At 55.4% G+C, this 16430-nt stretch carries 15 protein-coding genes; 2 read left to right on the forward strand and 13 right to left on the reverse strand.

All coding sequences use genetic code 11. The features are described from left to right. Positions 1–2: 2 nt before the first annotated feature. The 3 genes from ABH899_RS21665 to ABH899_RS21675 all read right to left on the reverse strand — a co-directional run bounded on the left by ABH899_RS21665 (position 3) and on the right by ABH899_RS21675 (position 3234). A complete protein-coding gene (locus ABH899_RS21665; RefSeq protein ID WP_326056309.1) occupies positions 3–971 on the reverse strand; it encodes an ABC transporter permease in 969 nt (322 codons plus the stop codon). Positions 972–1183: 212 nt separating this feature from the next. After that, positions 1184–2203 carry a biotin synthase BioB gene (gene bioB / locus ABH899_RS21670; RefSeq protein ID WP_370000477.1) on the reverse strand — a complete coding sequence of 340 codons (1020 nt, stop codon included), beginning with the start codon at positions 2201–2203 and terminating at the stop codon, positions 1184–1186. 272 nt (positions 2204–2475) lie between these two features. Then, on the reverse strand, positions 2476–3234 hold the full coding sequence (locus tag ABH899_RS21675; protein ID WP_370000479.1) for a sugar phosphate isomerase/epimerase family protein: 759 nt from the start codon (positions 3232–3234) through the stop codon (positions 2476–2478). Positions 3235–3405: 171 nt separating this feature from the next. On the opposite strand from ABH899_RS21675, the gene ABH899_RS21680 reads away from it, so the two are divergent. Continuing rightward, on the forward strand, positions 3406–4299 hold the full coding sequence (locus tag ABH899_RS21680; protein ID WP_009676905.1) for an AraC family transcriptional regulator: 894 nt from the start codon (positions 3406–3408) through the stop codon (positions 4297–4299). Between the two features lie 260 nt (positions 4300–4559). Here ABH899_RS21680 and ABH899_RS21685 read toward each other — a convergent pair whose 3' ends face one another. The 9 genes from ABH899_RS21685 to ABH899_RS21725 form a co-directional block, all read right to left on the reverse strand. After that, positions 4560–5219 (reverse strand): hypothetical protein, encoded by a 660-nt coding sequence (locus ABH899_RS21685; protein WP_218231529.1) that lies wholly within the window; start codon positions 5217–5219, stop codon positions 4560–4562. Between the two features lie 133 nt (positions 5220–5352). Then, positions 5353–6213 carry an inositol monophosphatase family protein gene (locus ABH899_RS21690; protein WP_009676869.1) on the reverse strand — a complete coding sequence of 287 codons (861 nt, stop codon included), beginning with the start codon at positions 6211–6213 and terminating at the stop codon, positions 5353–5355. Positions 6214–6356: 143 nt separating this feature from the next. Then, positions 6357–6851, reverse strand: coding sequence for a S24/S26 family peptidase (locus tag ABH899_RS21695; protein WP_370000482.1), 495 nt, complete (start codon positions 6849–6851; stop codon positions 6357–6359). Then, on the reverse strand, positions 6851–7678 hold the full coding sequence (locus tag ABH899_RS21700; protein WP_370000486.1) for a hypothetical protein: 828 nt from the start codon (positions 7676–7678) through the stop codon (positions 6851–6853). Before ABH899_RS21700 ends, ABH899_RS21695 begins: the two co-directional genes overlap by 1 nt. A 207-nt stretch (positions 7679–7885) precedes the next feature. Continuing rightward, on the reverse strand, positions 7886–8662 hold the full coding sequence (gene fabI / locus ABH899_RS21705) for an enoyl-ACP reductase FabI (protein WP_370000488.1): 777 nt from the start codon (positions 8660–8662) through the stop codon (positions 7886–7888). A 221-nt stretch (positions 8663–8883) separates the two neighbouring features. Continuing rightward, on the reverse strand, positions 8884–9885 hold the full coding sequence (uvsE, locus tag ABH899_RS21710) for a UV DNA damage repair endonuclease UvsE (protein WP_370000490.1): 1002 nt from the start codon (positions 9883–9885) through the stop codon (positions 8884–8886). Between the two features lie 212 nt (positions 9886–10097). Beyond that, the gene (locus tag ABH899_RS21715) at positions 10098–10421 is read right to left on the reverse strand and encodes a hypothetical protein (protein ID WP_370000492.1); all 324 of its coding nucleotides are present in this window, start codon (positions 10419–10421) and stop codon (positions 10098–10100) included. A 164-nt stretch (positions 10422–10585) separates the two neighbouring features. Beyond that, on the reverse strand, positions 10586–11725 hold the full coding sequence (locus ABH899_RS21720) for a D-alanine--D-alanine ligase (protein ID WP_370000494.1): 1140 nt from the start codon (positions 11723–11725) through the stop codon (positions 10586–10588). 33 nt (positions 11726–11758) lie between these two features. Further along, positions 11759–12781, reverse strand: coding sequence for an amidase domain-containing protein (locus tag ABH899_RS21725; RefSeq protein WP_370000496.1), 1023 nt, complete (start codon positions 12779–12781; stop codon positions 11759–11761). Positions 12782–13049: 268 nt separating this feature from the next. On the opposite strand from ABH899_RS21725, the gene acnA reads away from it, so the two are divergent. Next, positions 13050–15758, forward strand: coding sequence for an aconitate hydratase AcnA (gene acnA / locus ABH899_RS21730; protein ID WP_370000498.1), 2709 nt, complete (start codon positions 13050–13052; stop codon positions 15756–15758). 224 nt (positions 15759–15982) lie between these two features. On the opposite strand, the gene ABH899_RS21735 is transcribed toward acnA, so the two are convergent. Continuing rightward, the gene (locus ABH899_RS21735; protein ID WP_082211326.1) at positions 15983–16186 is read right to left on the reverse strand and encodes a DUF1272 domain-containing protein; all 204 of its coding nucleotides are present in this window, start codon (positions 16184–16186) and stop codon (positions 15983–15985) included. Positions 16187–16430: the final 244 nt, after the last annotated feature.

Raw genomic sequence — 16430 nt, forward strand, 5'->3', positions numbered from 1 at the left:
AGCTACCATAGACTTTGCCCCGTTCTGCGAGCAAGTAAGTTGGCGCCGCTCAGCAGAACAATACTGATCACCGCTTTAAACAATCCGACTGCCGTCGCGTAAGAGAACAGCTGGTTCTGAATGCCGGTCCGATATACGAACGTATCCAGCACGTCCGAGTATTCCCGAAGGACCGGATTCGCACTGAGTAGAAGAATATCTTCGTATCCGCCGTTGGCGCCCGCGTTCATCAGACTTCCGATGGCGAGAATAAGGAAAATGATGATGACCGGGAAAATGCAAGGCAATGTAATCAGATAGATTTGCTTAAAACGCGACGCTCCGTCGATCGATGCGGATTCGTATAAAGCCGGATCGATTCCCGCGATAGCCGCCAAATAGACGATCGAGCCGAACCCGATATCTTTCCATATCCCCGTGGAGATCAGGATCGTCCAGAAATATTCCGGAATCGCCAGGAAGTTGATCGGCTCGTCGATCATGCTCAGCTTCTGCATAGCGATGTTCAAACTTCCGTTGTCCGTGGACAGGAAGGACGTCACGAATCCCGCCACGACAACCCAGGACAAGAAGTGGGGCAGGTACGTGACCGTTTGTACGACGTTTTTGAAAAGCTTGTTCCGGACCTCGTTCAGCATGAGGGCCAGTATAATAGGCGCCGGGAATGCGATCAGAAGCTTGAACAAACTGATCATGATCGTGTTCCTCATAACCCTCGGGAAATCAGGAGACTCGAAAAACATTTTGAAATGCTTGAGTCCTACCCAAGGACTTCCGAAAAAACCGTTGAAAAGATCATAATCCTTAAATGCGGTCAACACTCCGTACATCGGAATGTAATGGAAGATAAGAAGAAAAACAATCCCTGGCAATACCATGAGCTGAATATCCCACTGTTTGAAAAAACGCTTCCATATCGACGGGCTTTTCGCCTCTTTACTTACGCTGGTTTCTACTGCAACTTGTGCCATTGTCTCCCCTCCTTTCCGGCCTTAAGCCGTTAGACTAATTGTATCCGCTTTCGTTTTGTCCGCCCATTTGACGGAACAACGAAATTTAATACTATTCAATGCAATTCACATTCGTTTGTATAAAAATGCAAAAAAAAGCAGAGGGCGTTCTGCCCTTCTGCTCTTTTTCGTTCGAGATTGTCCGCTGCGCTAATTGCTTAAAAAAAGGCCGCCTACAAGGCGCACAGTTCGATCTCGAAGCCGAGATCCTCCAGCATCCGGTGGTCTTCGCCGGCTTCCTGGCCTTCCGTGGTCAGATAATCCCCCAGGAAAATGGAGTTCGCCGCATACAGGCCCAGGGGCTGCAGCGATTTCAGATTCACTTCCCGGCCGCCGGCGATGCGGATTTCCTTGGACGGGCAAATCAGCCGCATGAGCGCGAGAATTTTGAGGCACTGCCGCGGATTCAGGCTCCGTTGGTCCGCCAGCGGCGTGCCGGGAATCGGGTTCAGGAAGTTGACGGGAATGGAGTCGGCATCCAGCTCACGCAGCGCGAAGGCCATCTCCGCCAGTTCCTCCTCCGACTCGCCCATCCCCGCAATAATTCCGGAGCAGGGCGACATTCCCGCCCGCTTTGCCTGATCTACCGTCCGGACACGGTCATCGTATGTATGCGTGGACGTAATTTTGGCGAAATGGGAGGCGCTCGTGTTGAGATTGTGGTTGTAGCGGTCTACACCGGCTTCTTTCAGGCGCACAGCCTGCTCGTCCGACAAGATGCCCAGACAGGCGCAAATTTTCAGGGGCATTTCCCCCTTAATTGTCTGCACGGCTTCAATCACCTGATCCAGCTCACGGTTAGTCGGTCCTCTGCCGCTGGCGACGATGCAGTAGGTACCCACTTTCATCTCCAGCGCTTTCCGCGCCCCCTCGATCAGAACATCCTTCTCCAGAAGCGGGTACTTGGTGATGGGAGCCTTGGACACGATGGATTGAGAGCAGTAGCCGCAGTCCTCGGGGCACAGTCCGCTTTTCGCGTTAATGATGAGATTGAGCTTCACCTTGCGTCCGTAATAATGCTTGCGTACACGGAAAGCCGCCTGCATAAGGGGCAGCAGCTCATCGTCGTCGGCCCGGAGTACGGTAAGCGCCTCTTCCATCTCGAGCTTCTCACCCCGAAGCGCCTTGTCCGCGTAATGTTCCCATCTAGACAGGGTTCCTGTCCCCCCAGCCGTTTGTTGTTCCGTATGCATGCTCAGCACGTCCTTTCTTGCCAAAAAAAGTTGAATAATCATCCGAATTTTACATTCCATAAATTTCGCCCGGTCGTTAATTGTTAACCTAATAAAATAAATTAAGGTTTACAATCAGGTTTATTGTAACAGGATTTCACCCGCACGGGAAGTTATTTCCTGGTCCGGTATTCGTAAAGGCAATCCTTCCCCTTTAACGCTCACAAAAAAAAGAGCATCTCCCCGAAGGGAAATGCTCTTCCTGAACCGCCGGAACCCCGGCGGGTTAAATGCTACCGATAGTTTTGGCGCAGCCATTCCCGGCTTGCGGCAATGCTTTCAAACGGCGGATTCTGGCACTCGTCCTGCTCGACGATAAACCACTTCGTACCGATTTCTTCGGCGGCGGACAGCACCGGCTTCAGGTCGACTTCGCCTGTGCCCAGCTCAACCGTGAGCAGCTTGCCGTCTTCCTTGCGCAGGTCTTTCACGTGAAGAAGCGGCGTTCTGCCCGCATACTGCTTCATAACCCCGATCGGATCGAAGCCGGCGTTATGAGCCCAGCACACATCCAATTCCACGAACAGCTCATTTTGCGGGAGCGCGGAGAAAAATGCGTCAAACATCGTCTGATCGCCGATTTTCTCTTCAAACTCGAACGAATGGTTGTGATACCCGAAAGCGATTCCGTGTTCCGCGAAACGGCGGCTGCTCTCCTTGAGAATTTCCACGATTTCACGGAAGCCTTCCTCCGTACGTTCAGGCGGAAACCAGCCCGGGCAGGCGACATACTTGCTCCCGATGGCCACGTTCATTTCGATTTCCTCGTCCAGGTTTTCCTGAAGACGGTGAATGCCCACATGACTGCCGACCGAAGTCAGGTTCAGTTCTTTCAGAAGTTCACTCAATTCACGGGAAGAAAGTCCTCCGTAACCGGCAAATTCTACCCCTTCATACCCGAGCTCCGCCACTTTCCGCAAAGAGCCTCTGAAGTCCTTCTCCGTTTCCGAACGCAGGGTGTATAACTGCACGCCAATTCCGATCTTTGTCATCTACGATCACCTTTCCTCTGTCCTGGGTTATGGGGATGTCGGAAGGGAAACGCTTCCCTTCGCCAAAAAACCTCTCCTTCTATTGATACCATACCTCGTTTATAATGAGAATGAATGATCCACGCAGAACATGAACTATTTTGCTAAATTATCAAAAAGGAACGATGCCTCGTGACAGGAATTCAGGACCCGGCGTCAGCCGTTAAAGATGAGGTCCATATTTTGTCCGCCGGTTATTCGGTGCACCGCAAGCCTTTCGTCTCCAATCAGCGGGACGGAATTGAATACTATTTGCTGCGTCTTCAAACGGAAGGCACCTGCCAGGTTTGGCAGGAAGGCCGCTATGTAACCGCAGAGCCGGGCGATCTTCTGCTGTACCGTCCCGGAGATGCCTACGAGCTGCGCATCGGCAGCCAGCACGAGACTTTACCGCCGGACGCCGATACCGTATACAGCGGCGATTATTACCTGATGTGCAGCGGAAGCTGGATGGACGCCTGGTGGGAGCGTTTCAAGAGGCCCGGCATTATCCGGGTCGGCCTGGACGACAGCTGGCTGAACATCTGGCGGGAAATTTTCCGCGAACGCCGCCGGCTGCACGATAACCTTCAGGAAATCGGCGATTATCTCGTTCGCGTGCTCTGCCTGTCGCTGGACCGCGTCATCGGCGATCTCGCGGATCTGGGGTCGTTTCCCCAGAAGCCGCGCTTCTCTTACATGGTCCAGCGCATGAAAACGTACATCGAGCAGAATGCCTCGGAGGCCTTCACGCTCCAGGATCTGGCCGACCACGTCGGACTAAGCACCTCGCGCGCGGGTCACCTGTTCCGTGAGACGTTCGGCCAGTCCGTCATGGATTACGCCATCGAGGTCCGGATCTCGATGGCGTGCGAGCGCATCCGCTTCGGCGCGATGACGCTGGAACAGGCTGCGGAATCGTGCGGCTTCCACAGCTATTCGTATTTCCACCGCACCTTCCGGGCGCGGATGGGCCTCTCTCCCCGCGAGTACCGCGACGGCAAGCTCGGCAGCCTGGAGAAACCGCAAGAACACGGCGTGACTTGAAGACCGTACCGGCCGAAATAGCGGCCAAACCAAAACAGCCCTTGTCCACTCCCGGACAAGGGCTGTTTTTCCTGCTGCGCCGAACCGGCATTTTGTATCTTTTCGCGCTGCTATCCGAAGCTCCAAGCATCCAGACGCAGCGCCACATACGGTGGCCGCCCGGGGCATGCTCCTGCAGACGCACCATCAAGCCGCTCATTCCGCTCTGCTCATACGCGGCGCGGACCCGCTTGCCTTCCCCCGAACAGCTCCGCCGACGGCTAAGGAGCGACTTTCACCGCTTTGACCCAACTGACGTCTTTGCCCCATTTTTTCTCGTGGTATGAGAACAGGATGTAGGTGCGCCCGTCGTTCGCATCCGTGCCCGCTCCCGCTCCCGCTTCCTTGGCGTAATAGCGAACTTTCGCCGGGAACGTCTCGCCGGTGTAGACGAACCCGCCGGACATGCCCGCCTTCTTCGCTTCTTCTTCGTTCGTCGACGCGCCTGTAAGCCGCTCGATCATCTCCAGCGCACGCGGCATCGTCACGGCATCGGGACCGAAGGCGTAGCTCTCCGGCTTCTGGCCCTTGCCGAGCGCGTCAGGCGCGGGCTCCCAAGCGGCCACGGTGCCGTTCTGAACGTAAGGATACACCTTGTAGCTGTATCCTTCCTGCTTCAGCGCTTTGCCGCCGGTGCTCTCCAGCTCTACCTCGACCACCGTGGCGTACGCCGCGGCTGCGGATGCTTGGGACGGCACCTCCGCAGGCTTCTCCGCCGCAGGCACGACCCGGGCACGGAGCTTAATGTCCTCGGGCGCCAGCGTCGGATCTATGTTAAAACGGATCACCGCGTATATCCCGGCAGCCAGACACAACAAAATGAGTCCGATCAGCCATTTTCTTCTATTCATCCGTTCCCCTCCGTTTCTCTCTTTGTCCATGTTACTTCCTCCGCGCCAAAAAAACAAACCCCGAAGTTTCCTTCGGGGCCTGGGGCCTAAGCCTTCGCATTTCCTTGCGTCCCGGTACCTAAGCGGGTTCCGGCAGCGCCTCGCGTCAACAAGTCCGAAAAGCCTATAAACCTGTGGCGCCGGCCTGCTGAAGCTCATTTTGCAGCTCATCGTGAATGAGACCGTTTGTCGCCATCACATTGCGTACGCCAAGCGTATAAGGCTGTCCCGCCGTATCGGTTACACGACCGCCCGATTCCTGGACGAGCAGCGCACCCGCGGCTATATCCCAGGCATTCAGCCCGATTTCGTAGAAGCCCGACAGACGGCCCGCCGCCACGTAAGCCAGATGCAGCGCCGCCGAACCCGCATTGCGGAGATTGCGCACCTTCGGCATGAGAGCGTTGATACCGGCCAGGTTGATTGGAAGAGCGCCTTCGCGGTCGGCGGGGAAACCGGTTCCGACCAGACTTTCGGACAGCGCCGATTCATCCGATACGCCAAGCTTAGCGGCTTTCAGATAAGCGCCCTTGCCTTTTTCCGCCACAAACAGCTCGTCGCGCATGGGATCGTAGACCACGCCCACAATCACTTCACCTTTGTAAGCAAGCGCAATGGACACGCTGAAGAACGGAAATCCATGTATAAAATTCGTCGTACCGTCGATAGGATCAACGATCCATAAGTACTCGGCATCGCTCACGTTGTCAAGGGCGGCCGCCGACGCCTCGGGGCCCGGCTCCACGCCTTCCTCGCCAAGAAACGCATGATGGGGAAAATGCGTCAGAATCAGATTGCGGATCATTTTCTCCGATCCCTTGTCCACTTCCGTCACAAGATCGTGGGGGGAATACTTCACATCCACCCGGCGGATTTCACCCACCCGGCTCTTAATCCATTCGCCCGCCTTCGCGGCGGTATTGATAGCGACGGCCGTAAAGCTTTTGCCGCCGACACGGTAAGGTTCCTGATTTACAGTCGTCATTGGATATCACTCTTTTCTCTCGCAATCTAGTATAGTTCTAGTATAGTAAATGAAACGAATTCCGTGCCACATCGTTTCACCCAAATTTCCTCGTAGGATCTGCCAAAAAATAAAGCCGCGTACGCGGTACATTCATCCGCCGGTCAATTTTTCTGCCCGCGCAGCCTTCCCGCAACCCGCGAAGCTAGACGGAATCCCCGCGAAAGTACCGGAAAAGCCGTCATGATCCGGCCCCAGACCCGGAAGCCGGGCGACAGCCTCGACGATACGCGGCCTTCCCGGCTTATCGTCTCCAGCCGGGCCAGCACCTTCGCGGCGGGCACAGGCGGATCGAAGCCGATGTTCGCGTCGCCCTTGCAGAGCAGCGGAGCCTGCGGGCCTTCTCCTCCACGGCGGATCAGGCGGTGGGCGATAAGCCCTCCCTCTTCCCCTTGGAAGAGGACGATATCGCCTCTCCGGAGATCCGCGGCGCTCACCTGCACGAACGTGCAGACGCTGCCCTCGCGGATCAGCGGCCGCATGCTCGTGCCGCGCGACGGAATCTCCACGCGCCCTTTAAGCTCCAGGGCGCGCCGCACGACAAGCGCCTCGGCGCCGAGTCCTTCGCTGCCGAGTCGGCTATGGACCTCTCCGCCCATCAGACGCCGGCCTTCCGGGGAGCAATGACATTCCAGAAGAGATCGTTCTTCTGGAAGAAAAGCTCACGGACCGGTACCCGTTCCAGGAAACGCATGCACAGCTGCATCACCGCGCGGGTCTCCTCTGCCCCCGTCGTCCAGAAGAAAACCTGGCTCATGACGATCGGCAGGGCGTCCGCCGCTTTCATCGGCTCCGTCCGGACTTCCTCCGACTGCCTGAGCACGTACATCCCCTCCAGCGGAGCGGCCGGAATGCCCTCGCCGATATCCCAGCGCGAATCGCTGCGGAAAGGCGAGTTGTACGCCAGCGCCCCGGCTCCGCCGTCCGGTCCCGCTTCGGGAAGGGCGATCACCGTCGCCTCGTCGCTGAGCAGGACACGTGGCCTGGACAGCAGCGCGGCCGTTGATTTGCCTGCTCCAGACGGGCCGGCGAACAAGTAGCCCCTGCCGTCCTGAACGGCGCACGAAGAGTGCATCAGCAGGCCCAGCCCGTTGCGGATCAGGAAAGCGCTGTAGACATTCATCAACGCATGCTTCAGCGCAAACTCGTCTTGAACCGCAACGGAAGCCGACTTAAGATCCTCGTCGGCTTCGATCCGGTAATCGGCCCGGGTATAGATAACCCTCCCGCCGCGCTTCTCCACGGCAACGTCGAAATCGACAAACGGCACGCCGTATCCGCCTTTTATATCCAGCCGCAGACGCGGTTCTTCCCCGTCGTCCCCGAAGCCTCTATCAAATGATTCTCTCAACCACTCACCGAGTACCGGGGAGTCCGTTTCAATGCCGATCCGCTCATTTCCGATCCGGGTCAAAAAACGCGCCATGGAAGGTCCTCTCTTTTTGCAAAATAAGATTGATTTTCATAAATTTTACCTGATATCGGATCGCTTCACAACAACAAAAAACACAAAAACCCCCACAGACGGCGCACACCTTCCCATTCTCACAAGGTGTAACCGCCCAAAGGGGTCTTCATGTATGTATGGAGTTGCAAATTTTCGGAAGGACTATTCCTTGCAGGCAGCGTTGCTTTACGCGCCTACGATGTTGTAACCGCCGTCTACGTGAATAATTTCGCCGGTAATGCCGCGGGACAGATGGCTCATCAGGAACATGGCCGTATCGCCGACTTCCGCCGTTTCCGTCGTTTTGCGCAGCGGAGCTTTCTCTTCCACCTGATGCAGGATGGAGTTGAAATCTTTAATGCCTTTGGCGGCGAGGGTACGGATCGGACCGGCCGAAATGCCGTTCACACGGATACCGTGCTGGCCAAGATCGGCCGCCAGGTAACGTACGCTTGCTTCCAGCGCCGCTTTGGCCACGCCCATCACGTTGTAGTTGCGCATAACGCGTTCCGCGCCGAGGTAGGTCATTGTCATGATGCTGCCGCCCTCCGTCATCAGCGGATACATGTGCTTCGACACCGCAACCAGCGAGAATGCGCTGATATCTTGTGCCAGAGCGTAGCCGTCGCGGGAAGTATCCACGAACATGCCTTCCAGCTCTTCCGTGCGTGCGAACGCGATGCTGTGCACCACTCCGTGCAGAACGCCGAACTCGCCTTTGAGCGCATCAGCCAGGCGTACGAGATCTTCGTCTACCGTTACGTTGCAGGGCAAAATAAGCGAATCCGGAATATTACCGGCCAATTTGCGTACACGCTCTTCCACACGCTCGCTCTCGTAAGTGAATGCGAGGCGCGCGCCTTGAGCCGCCAAAGATTGCGCAATCGCCCATGCGATGCTGCGGTCGTTGGCAACCCCCATAACCAGAATGTTCTTGCCGTTCAATAAACCCGATGTCGTCATTCGACAATCTCCTCTCGGTTCGAAATTGGACAATCCTTCACTTTAACAAGGTACCCCATTTGACCGGCAAAGACAAGAAGAACACGGCAAAAACATGCGCCGTTACCGGATTAACGCGGAATTCCGGAGGTTTTTATAGATTTAAGCGAAAAATCGCAGCCTATGTGAGCCATCATCTCGCACAGTCCGATTCCCTTGCCTTCATCGCTTCCGGCACGATCCTACGGAACGTTTATTTGCACGGAAGCCTCTGTCAGTATGTCTACGTCTTTTTCCCGTTCCAGATCCTTCATCAGACGAAAAAGGGCGGCGTCCTTCATTTTGGCTTCAATCATAACGTCGAGCCGCGGAGTGATCCCGGCAATGCCTCTGAAAAATTCCAGCAAAGGTCCGGCTTCCACGTAATCCGCATGGCTTCGAATGTCTTTATCGTTCTTGGGGCTCGACACATGGATTTTGGGCGGCAGCGGCTGATCCGCGCTATCCGGAAGCGAGACGCAGAGCTGCCCTTCCCATGTCGCCTGTATCCGGGGCCACAGCTCCAGAATGTCCTCCCCCTCGTTATTCACTTGATGATGATGGACATCGAGCACCATGGGCACTCCGACCTTCTCGCAAATTTCCAGCGTTTCGCGGGCGGTGAACGTTTTGTCGTCGTTTTCCAGAGTGAGACGGCGCCGGGCGCTTTCGTTCAAATCGGCAAAATGAGCCACAAACCGCTTGGCCGCTTTCAGTTTATCTCCGTAAGTTCCGCCTACGTGGATGTTGAGCTTGGCGTCCTCTCCGAGTCCCATTGCCTCCAGCATCGCGGCATGCCGCTCAAGGTCCGCATAAGACTTGAGCAGGACATCTTTGCGGGGGGTGCTGAGAACCGTAAAGTGATCGGGATGGAAGCTCGTCCGCATTCCGTGCAGCTTGGCGTAATCCCCCACTTCTTTAAATTCCTCGGCAAGAGCCGGGATCGGATCCCAACCTTCCAGCATGTCATGGCCCAGCAGGGGAATCAGTTTGGACGAGTAGCGGTACACCTTGATATCGTAAGCGCGGTTATGCCTAAGCAGCCGGAGCGTATTATGAAGGTTTTCGGCTCCTATTCTCTCCAGCTTGCGGACAGCGGCTTCCCGGTCATTCAACTGGCCGAACAGCGTTGCCGTCATGGTCTTGGACGGGGACGCATTCTTCACTTCCGTGGACATCGCCACATACCCCAAGCGTACGATCATGGCCGTTGGTCACATCCTTGCTCCTGATTGGTCTTTAGTGATAAGATGCCCCGAATAAAAGGCTACTATATTTATGGAAGCAAAATTTTAACGATCCGAAATTTCAGCGGCCCAAAACAAAAAGCAGCCGTTTTCTCAACCGGGGCCGAGATCAAAGCTGCTTTTCATATTCACGGTATACAACAAAAAGGATTGTCCGAAACGGTCGCTTCTTACCGGCTTCCTTGTTCGCCGAAAAACATCTCGTAGGCCAACGCGGTCTGCACGCGCGCCTCTTCCTCGGTCAGCTTGCGCACCAGATCCATTTCCACGAGGGTAACTTCATCCCCCTGAAAAGTGATTTCCGCGATAGAAGCGCTGATCTTTACGATAGCCACCGCCTCGTTGGCCGGCGAATACGCGATTACTTTCTGGCCGGTCGGATACACGCGGAACCCGCTTTTGCGCATTTTACAGCGCCCGTATTCCAACAGCTCGTACAGTTCCTGCTCGGATTTGAATTTGCATACGGAATTAAATTCGGTCTGAAAGCCCATAGCGCCCTCCCGGCTGATCGAAATAGTAGTCGTTGCTAAAAGCGCATGCGGGAAAGCCGCTCTCCGGCATCATCGTCAGCCTCCGGTTTACCCGGGCCCGCGGGGTTGTACCTGCAGACGGCAGCCTGCTCCCCTGCATGCGAAAACGGTGTCCGGCCAAGCCGTTACTCCACCGTATATTTGATTTGCTGTTTGGCCGCGTGGCGTTCCAGCGCAAGCCGGATGAGATCGTCCAGCAGCTCCGCGTAAGGTTTGCCGGTTTCCTTCCAGAGAAGGGGATACATGCTGAACGGGGTAAAGCCCGGCATGGTGTTGATCTCATTGATATAAATCCGGCCGTCCGTCCGGGTCAGGAAGAAATCGACCCGCGACAGGCCCGACCCGTCGATGGACTGGAACGCCTGGACGGCGAGTTCCTGAATCTGCGCGGCGGTTTCTTCCGGCAGATCCGCCGGAATGACCATCGTCGATTTGCCGTCGACGTATTTGGCCTTGTAGTCGTAAAACTCGCTGGAAGATACAATCTCGCCCGGAACGGAGGCCAGCGGCTCTTCGTTGCCGAGGATGGCGACTTCAATCTCCCGCGCGTCCACGAACTCTTCCACAATCACCTTCCGGTCGAACTGGAAGGCATACTCCACCGCTTCGATCAGCTCCTGCCGGTTGCGGGCTTTGGAAATGCCCACGCTCGAACCCAGGTTGGCCGGTTTGATGAAGCACGGATAGCCGATGGAAATTTCGGTTTCCATCAGGAAGAACGGCTGATCCTTCTCCCACTGGGAGCGGGTGAAGTGCCGGTACACGCACTGCGGGAGCCCCTCCTGCGCGAACATTTTCTTCATGGCGACTTTGTCCATTCCGACGGCCGAGGCGAGCACGCCCGCTCCCACGTACGGAATGTTCGCCATCTCAAGCAGCCCCTGGATGGTGCCGTCCTCTCCGAAGGTGCCGTGCAGCAGCGGCAGCACGACATCGACGGCTTCCGTCCGGGCGGCTTCACCCGCAGCGGCCACTTCGGCCATTACCCCGCCCGCCTGGCTCGTAAGGCCGGAGAAGAAAGGAGCCAGAGCCGCACCCGCCGCTTCGCTCTCGGAAGCGTCGAAAGCGAGCAGTTCCTTGCGTTCCACCCGGCCGTTCAGAGCCGCTCCCCGGCGCCATTCCCCTTGCTTCGTAATATAGAAAGGAGTAATTTCATACTTCGATACATCCAATGCTCCAATGACGGCATGCGCGGTTTGCAAAGATACCTCATGCTCCCCGGATTTACCGCCATAGATCAGTCCTATCCGCAATTTCCGGCTCATGTTTCCCCTCCGCCTGATTTCGATCATCTTTATTTATCCATCCATTTCATCCGAAACACGGACAAAGGCGTACCGGGTTTTATCCGTCCACGCGTACGAGTCCTTATAATCCCAGTAGCGGTGCTTGCTGCTGACGGTATGCGCGTTCACGAGCGGCATGCCGCTCGCATCCAGTGCGGTCACGAACGTATTGTGCTGAAAACGTCCGTCCCCGTCCCAGTCATAGCTGATAAAATCGCCCGGCCTTAGTTCGGCGGCCGAGGAAACGAGCGTTCCGCTCAGCCCTCTGCGGGAAGCGGGCACGTAAAGCTGAAGAGCCTGGGCGACCGCCCAGCTGTAACTCCAGAACTCGCGGCTGCCCTGCTTGCCCGCGTACCACCAGCCGGCGCCTCTTTTCCCAGTATAGTTCATCGGTGTCCCCCCTGCAAAGAGACATTGGGAGACGTAGCTTGTGCAGTCCACTTCAAATTCAATAAAAGCCGGATTGTACCGTTTCCACCAGGTGTCCGCATATTTGACCGCTTTGCCGCGATCGTAAAGCTTCTTCCGGGTTTCGGGGTAAGTTCCGACATGGTTCAGTATACTATAATTCAGGTAGGGCTGCGACGAGGAGATTTCACCTTCGGGCGTGTAAATTCCTTCCTCCGCCAGCCAGGAGTACGATTGTCTCGTTTTTTCCCGCTCACTCTCCCGGGCCGAAATCTCCGCGATGACCCAGCGCGATCCCTTACGGATCAAACCGACCCGCTCCCGGATGACGATGCATTCCTTCCGCTCCCTGCCCCCTTGTTCGTAAAAAAACTGCCGCTGGCACTCGACATCCGCGGTAACGCCTTCCTCGTGTTCGTTCACATGCTGAAGCTTAAGCCGCATTTCTCCACGCAGCGCCTTGACTCCGCGTTCTTTGCGGCTTTCGATCAGCCGGTGATACCGGGCGTCGGTTTCTCGGCTGAACCGTTCGTCTTCCACCACGTTTGCCAGCACTCCGGCCGACGCTTCCGTTTCCGCCGTATTGCGTGCGTGCAGATAATCGTACAGCGCTGTTTTCCAGGACATGCCTTTCCCTCCCAAGAGCCTACAGTCCGTTGCGGGGACCGGCCTTATACGCATGGATAATACGCGTGGATATTCGCTTAAATATATGAAAAATTTCAAATAAAAATGAGTCATTTTATTCTTTACGCGGCAGGGGGAACACGGTATACTAAGGATATAGCGAAATATGAAATTGAGTTTCATCAGATGAAACACCATCAACCAACCAAACGTAAGACACGGACAAATTTCAATTCGCCATTTCAAAGATCATAAGGGAGGCTTTGCAATGCCGCAAAAAGACGCTTTTAACGTACGCAAGCAGTTGACGGTAGCCGGTAAATCTTACCACTACTACAGCCTGCAGGATCTTCAGCAGCAGTTCGCCGGAATATCCAAACTGCCTTTCTCCATTAAAGTTCTGCTTGAAGCCGCGATCCGCCAATACGACGGCCGCGCCATCACGGACGAACATGTGAAGCAAATCGCAACTTGGGGCGACGAGAACGCCGACCACAATAAAGAAATTCCTTTCATTCCTGCCCGTATCGTCCTGCAGGACTTTACCGGCGTACCGGTCGTAGTTGACCTCGCGGCAATGAGAGACACCGTTGCACGCGCAGGCGGAGACCCTAAACGCATTAACCCGCTCGTACCGGTTGACCTCGTAATCGACCACTCCGTTATGGTCGACGCTTTCGGTAACGGTATGGCGCTTGAAACCAACATGGAGCTTGAATTCGAGCGTAACGAAGAGCGCTACCGCTTCCTGCGCTGGGCGCAAACCGCATTCGATAACTTCCGTGCCGTACCTCCGGCGACCGGTATCGTTCACCAGGTAAACCTGGAGTATCTCGCTTCCGTTGCGGCTACCAAAACCGTAGACGGTGAAACGACCGTATATCCGGACTCCCTGGTAGGTACCGACTCCCACACCACCATGATCAACGGTCTCGGTATCGTAGGCTGGGGCGTTGGCGGTATCGAAGCCGAAGCCGGTATGCTCGGACAGCCGCTGTACTTCGTAACGCCTGAAGTTATCGGCTTCAAACTGACCGGACGTCTTGCCGAAGGCGCAACGGCGACCGACCTTGCCCTCACTGTCACTCAAACGCTTCGCAAGAAGGGCGTTGTCGGTAAATTTGTCGAGTTCTTCGGTCCCGGCCTTGACGACCTCGTCCTGTCCGACCGTGCGACGGTTGCCAACATGGCTCCTGAGTACGGCGCAACCGTAGGTTTCTTCCCGGTTGACAACAGCACGCTGGAATACCTGAGAAACACAGGCCGCAGCGAAGAGCAGATCGCTCTCGTTGAAGCTTACTATAAAGCGCAAGGCATGTTCCGTACGAAAGACTCGGAAGAGCCGATCTACTCCGATGTAATCGAAATCGACTTGTCCACCGTTGTACCGAGCCTTGCAGGCCCTAAACGTCCTCAAGACCGCGTCGAGCTGACGGCGATGAAAGAATCTTTCAACGACATCCTGCGTACGCCTGTAGACAAAGGCGGATACGGCCTGTCCGACGAGAAAATCGCCGAAGAAGTCGAAGTGAAATACGCGGACGGCAGAACAGCCAAAATGAGCACGGGCGCCGTTGTAATTGCAGCGATTACCAGCTGTACAAATACATCCAACCCGAACGTTATGCTCGGTGCGGGCCTTCTCGCGAAGAAAGCCGTCGAGCGCGGCCTGAAAACGCCGGCTTACGTGAAAACTTCCCTGACTCCGGGTTCCCTGGTCGTTACCGACTATCTGGAGAAAGCCAACCTGCTTAAACCGCTTGAAGATCTTGGCTTCTTCGTAGCGGGATACGGCTGCGCAACTTGTATCGGTAACTCCGGTCCGCTTCCGGACGAAGTGAGCCAAGCCGTTGCCGACAACGACATGACGGTCGCTGCCGTTCTGTCCGGTAACCGTAACTTCGAAGGCCGCGTTCACGCGCAGGTTAAAGCGAACTACCTCGCTTCCCCGCCGCTGGTTGTCGCTTACGCGCTGGCAGGCAACGTGAACATCGACCTGACGAAAGATCCGATCGGCTACGGCACGAACAACGAGCCTGTCTACCTGAAAGACATCTGGCCGACCAACAAAGAAATCGAGGAAGCTGTCGCAACAGCCGTTACGGCCGAAGCTTTCCGCGAGAAATATAAAGACGTGTTCCGTGCCAACGAGCGCTGGAACCAAATCGCGGTACCGGAAGGCGAGCTGTACGAGTGGGACAAAAACTCCACTTACATTCAAGAGCCTCCGTTCTTCCAAAACCTTGGCCAGTCCCTGGACGACATCAAAGACGTCCGCGGCGCCAAAACGCTTGCGCTTCTTGCCGACTCCGTTACGACGGACCACATCTCTCCTGCCGGTAACATCAAGGTAGACAGCCCTGCGGGCAAATACCTGATCGAGCATGGCGTGGACAAAAAAGACTTTAACTCCTACGGTTCCCGCCGTGGTAACCACGAAGTCATGATGCGCGGTACGTTCGCGAACATCCGCATCCGTAACCAAGTGGCTCCGGGCACCGAGGGCGGCGTAACGACTTACCTGCCGACAGGCGAAGTGATGTCGATTTACGATGCTTCGATGAACTATCAGGATAAAAACACTTCCCTCGTCGTTATCGCGGGTAAAGAGTACGGAACCGGAAGCTCCCGTGACTGGGCGGCCAAAGGTACGCTTCTGCTGGGTGTCAAAGCCGTTATCGCAGAGAGCTTCGAGCGTATTCACCGCAGCAACCTGGTAGGTATGGGCGTACTTCCGCTTCAATTCCTCGAAGGTCAAGGATGGAAAACGCTTGGTCTGACCGGCCGCGAAACGATCGAGATTTCCGGCTTGTCCAACGATGTGCAGCCAGGCGAGCAAGTAACCGTAACGGCTACCCGTGAAGACGGCACGTCGTTCGAGTTCAAAGCTATCGTTCGTTTGGACAGCATGGTGGACGTGGATTACTACCGTAACGGCGGTATCCTGCAAACCGTACTCCGTCAAATGATGTACTAAAAACCAACGCTTAGTAACCAGTAAACAAAAAAAGAGAGCCCTCGGGCTCTCTTTTTTGCGTTAGAAATGCTGCGGTCCTCGCTCCTCTGAGTTCGAACGGCGCTAAAAAGAGGAGCATGCCCTCAACTCTAGAGCATGCCCTCAACTCTATGCTTCCTGAGACCCTCTTCTGTCCTTAACAATCAAGGACATGAACTATCTCTCGCGCTTCTTTCTCGCTCTTCCTAGCCTAGTGGACAAGCTGCTGCCTCAGTTAACGGCGTACGCGGTCTTCGCACCAATTCTCCCGAACAGTTAGGGCAGATGTGACCTCTCTCTTCCGTGCAATTTTTGCAGAATGTGCATTCATGCACGCAAATGTAAGCTTCCGACCGAGCGTCAAGCGTGTGCCCGCAAATCTGGCAATCCGTTTTCATGGCAAGACCCATACCCATATCCCCTTTAACACGAATTCGATCCTCTATGCTTTGATCTAACTTCAGTGTATAAAAGAAAAGCCGCCGCATACAGACATCTTCTAAACCTTTAAGGGCGCAGCGATCTTATAAATTTTAGTAAAAGGCCGTGCAAAACTTAAATTTTAAAATCAGGCTGCGGCGTTCATAAGATCCGCAGATCCGCTTTGTATGGCATAGAAAAAGACGGCCCTTCCTTCCGCAGGAATGCCGTCTT

It is taken from the genome of Paenibacillus sp. RC84, assembly GCF_041260495.1.
GTDB lineage: Bacteria > Bacillota > Bacilli > Paenibacillales > NBRC-103111 > Paenibacillus_F.

What these genes read in the sequence shown, in the direction of transcription:
- bioB (WP_370000477.1), bottom strand. Translation starts at nt 2,203, where the DNA reads ATGCATACGGAACAACAAACGGCTGGGGGGACAGGAACCCTGTCTAGA.
- ABH899_RS21715 (WP_370000492.1), bottom strand. Translation starts at nt 10,421, where the DNA reads ATGGGCTTTCAGACCGAATTTAATTCCGTATGCAAATTCAAATCCGAG.
- ABH899_RS21735 (WP_082211326.1), bottom strand. Translation starts at nt 16,186, where the DNA reads ATGGGTCTTGCCATGAAAACGGATTGCCAGATTTGCGGGCACACGCTT.
- ABH899_RS21690 (WP_009676869.1), bottom strand. Translation starts at nt 6,213, where the DNA reads ATGACGACTGTAAATCAGGAACCTTACCGTGTCGGCGGCAAAAGCTTT.
- ABH899_RS21685 (WP_218231529.1), bottom strand. Translation starts at nt 5,219, where the DNA reads ATGGACAAAGAGAGAAACGGAGGGGAACGGATGAATAGAAGAAAATGG.
- ABH899_RS21725 (WP_370000496.1), bottom strand. Translation starts at nt 12,781, where the DNA reads ATGTCCTGGAAAACAGCGCTGTACGATTATCTGCACGCACGCAATACG.
- ABH899_RS21665 (WP_326056309.1), bottom strand. Translation starts at nt 971, where the DNA reads ATGGCACAAGTTGCAGTAGAAACCAGCGTAAGTAAAGAGGCGAAAAGC.
- fabI (WP_370000488.1), bottom strand. Translation starts at nt 8,662, where the DNA reads ATGACGACATCGGGTTTATTGAACGGCAAGAACATTCTGGTTATGGGG.
- ABH899_RS21695 (WP_370000482.1), bottom strand. Translation starts at nt 6,851, where the DNA reads ATGGGCGGAGAGGTCCATAGCCGACTCGGCAGCGAAGGACTCGGCGCC.
- ABH899_RS21675 (WP_370000479.1), bottom strand. Translation starts at nt 3,234, where the DNA reads ATGACAAAGATCGGAATTGGCGTGCAGTTATACACCCTGCGTTCGGAA.
- uvsE (WP_370000490.1), bottom strand. Translation starts at nt 9,885, where the DNA reads ATGATCGTACGCTTGGGGTATGTGGCGATGTCCACGGAAGTGAAGAAT.
- ABH899_RS21720 (WP_370000494.1), bottom strand. Translation starts at nt 11,725, where the DNA reads ATGAGCCGGAAATTGCGGATAGGACTGATCTATGGCGGTAAATCCGGG.
- ABH899_RS21700 (WP_370000486.1), bottom strand. Translation starts at nt 7,678, where the DNA reads ATGGCGCGTTTTTTGACCCGGATCGGAAATGAGCGGATCGGCATTGAA.
- acnA (WP_370000498.1), top strand. Translation starts at nt 13,050, where the DNA reads ATGCCGCAAAAAGACGCTTTTAACGTACGCAAGCAGTTGACGGTAGCC.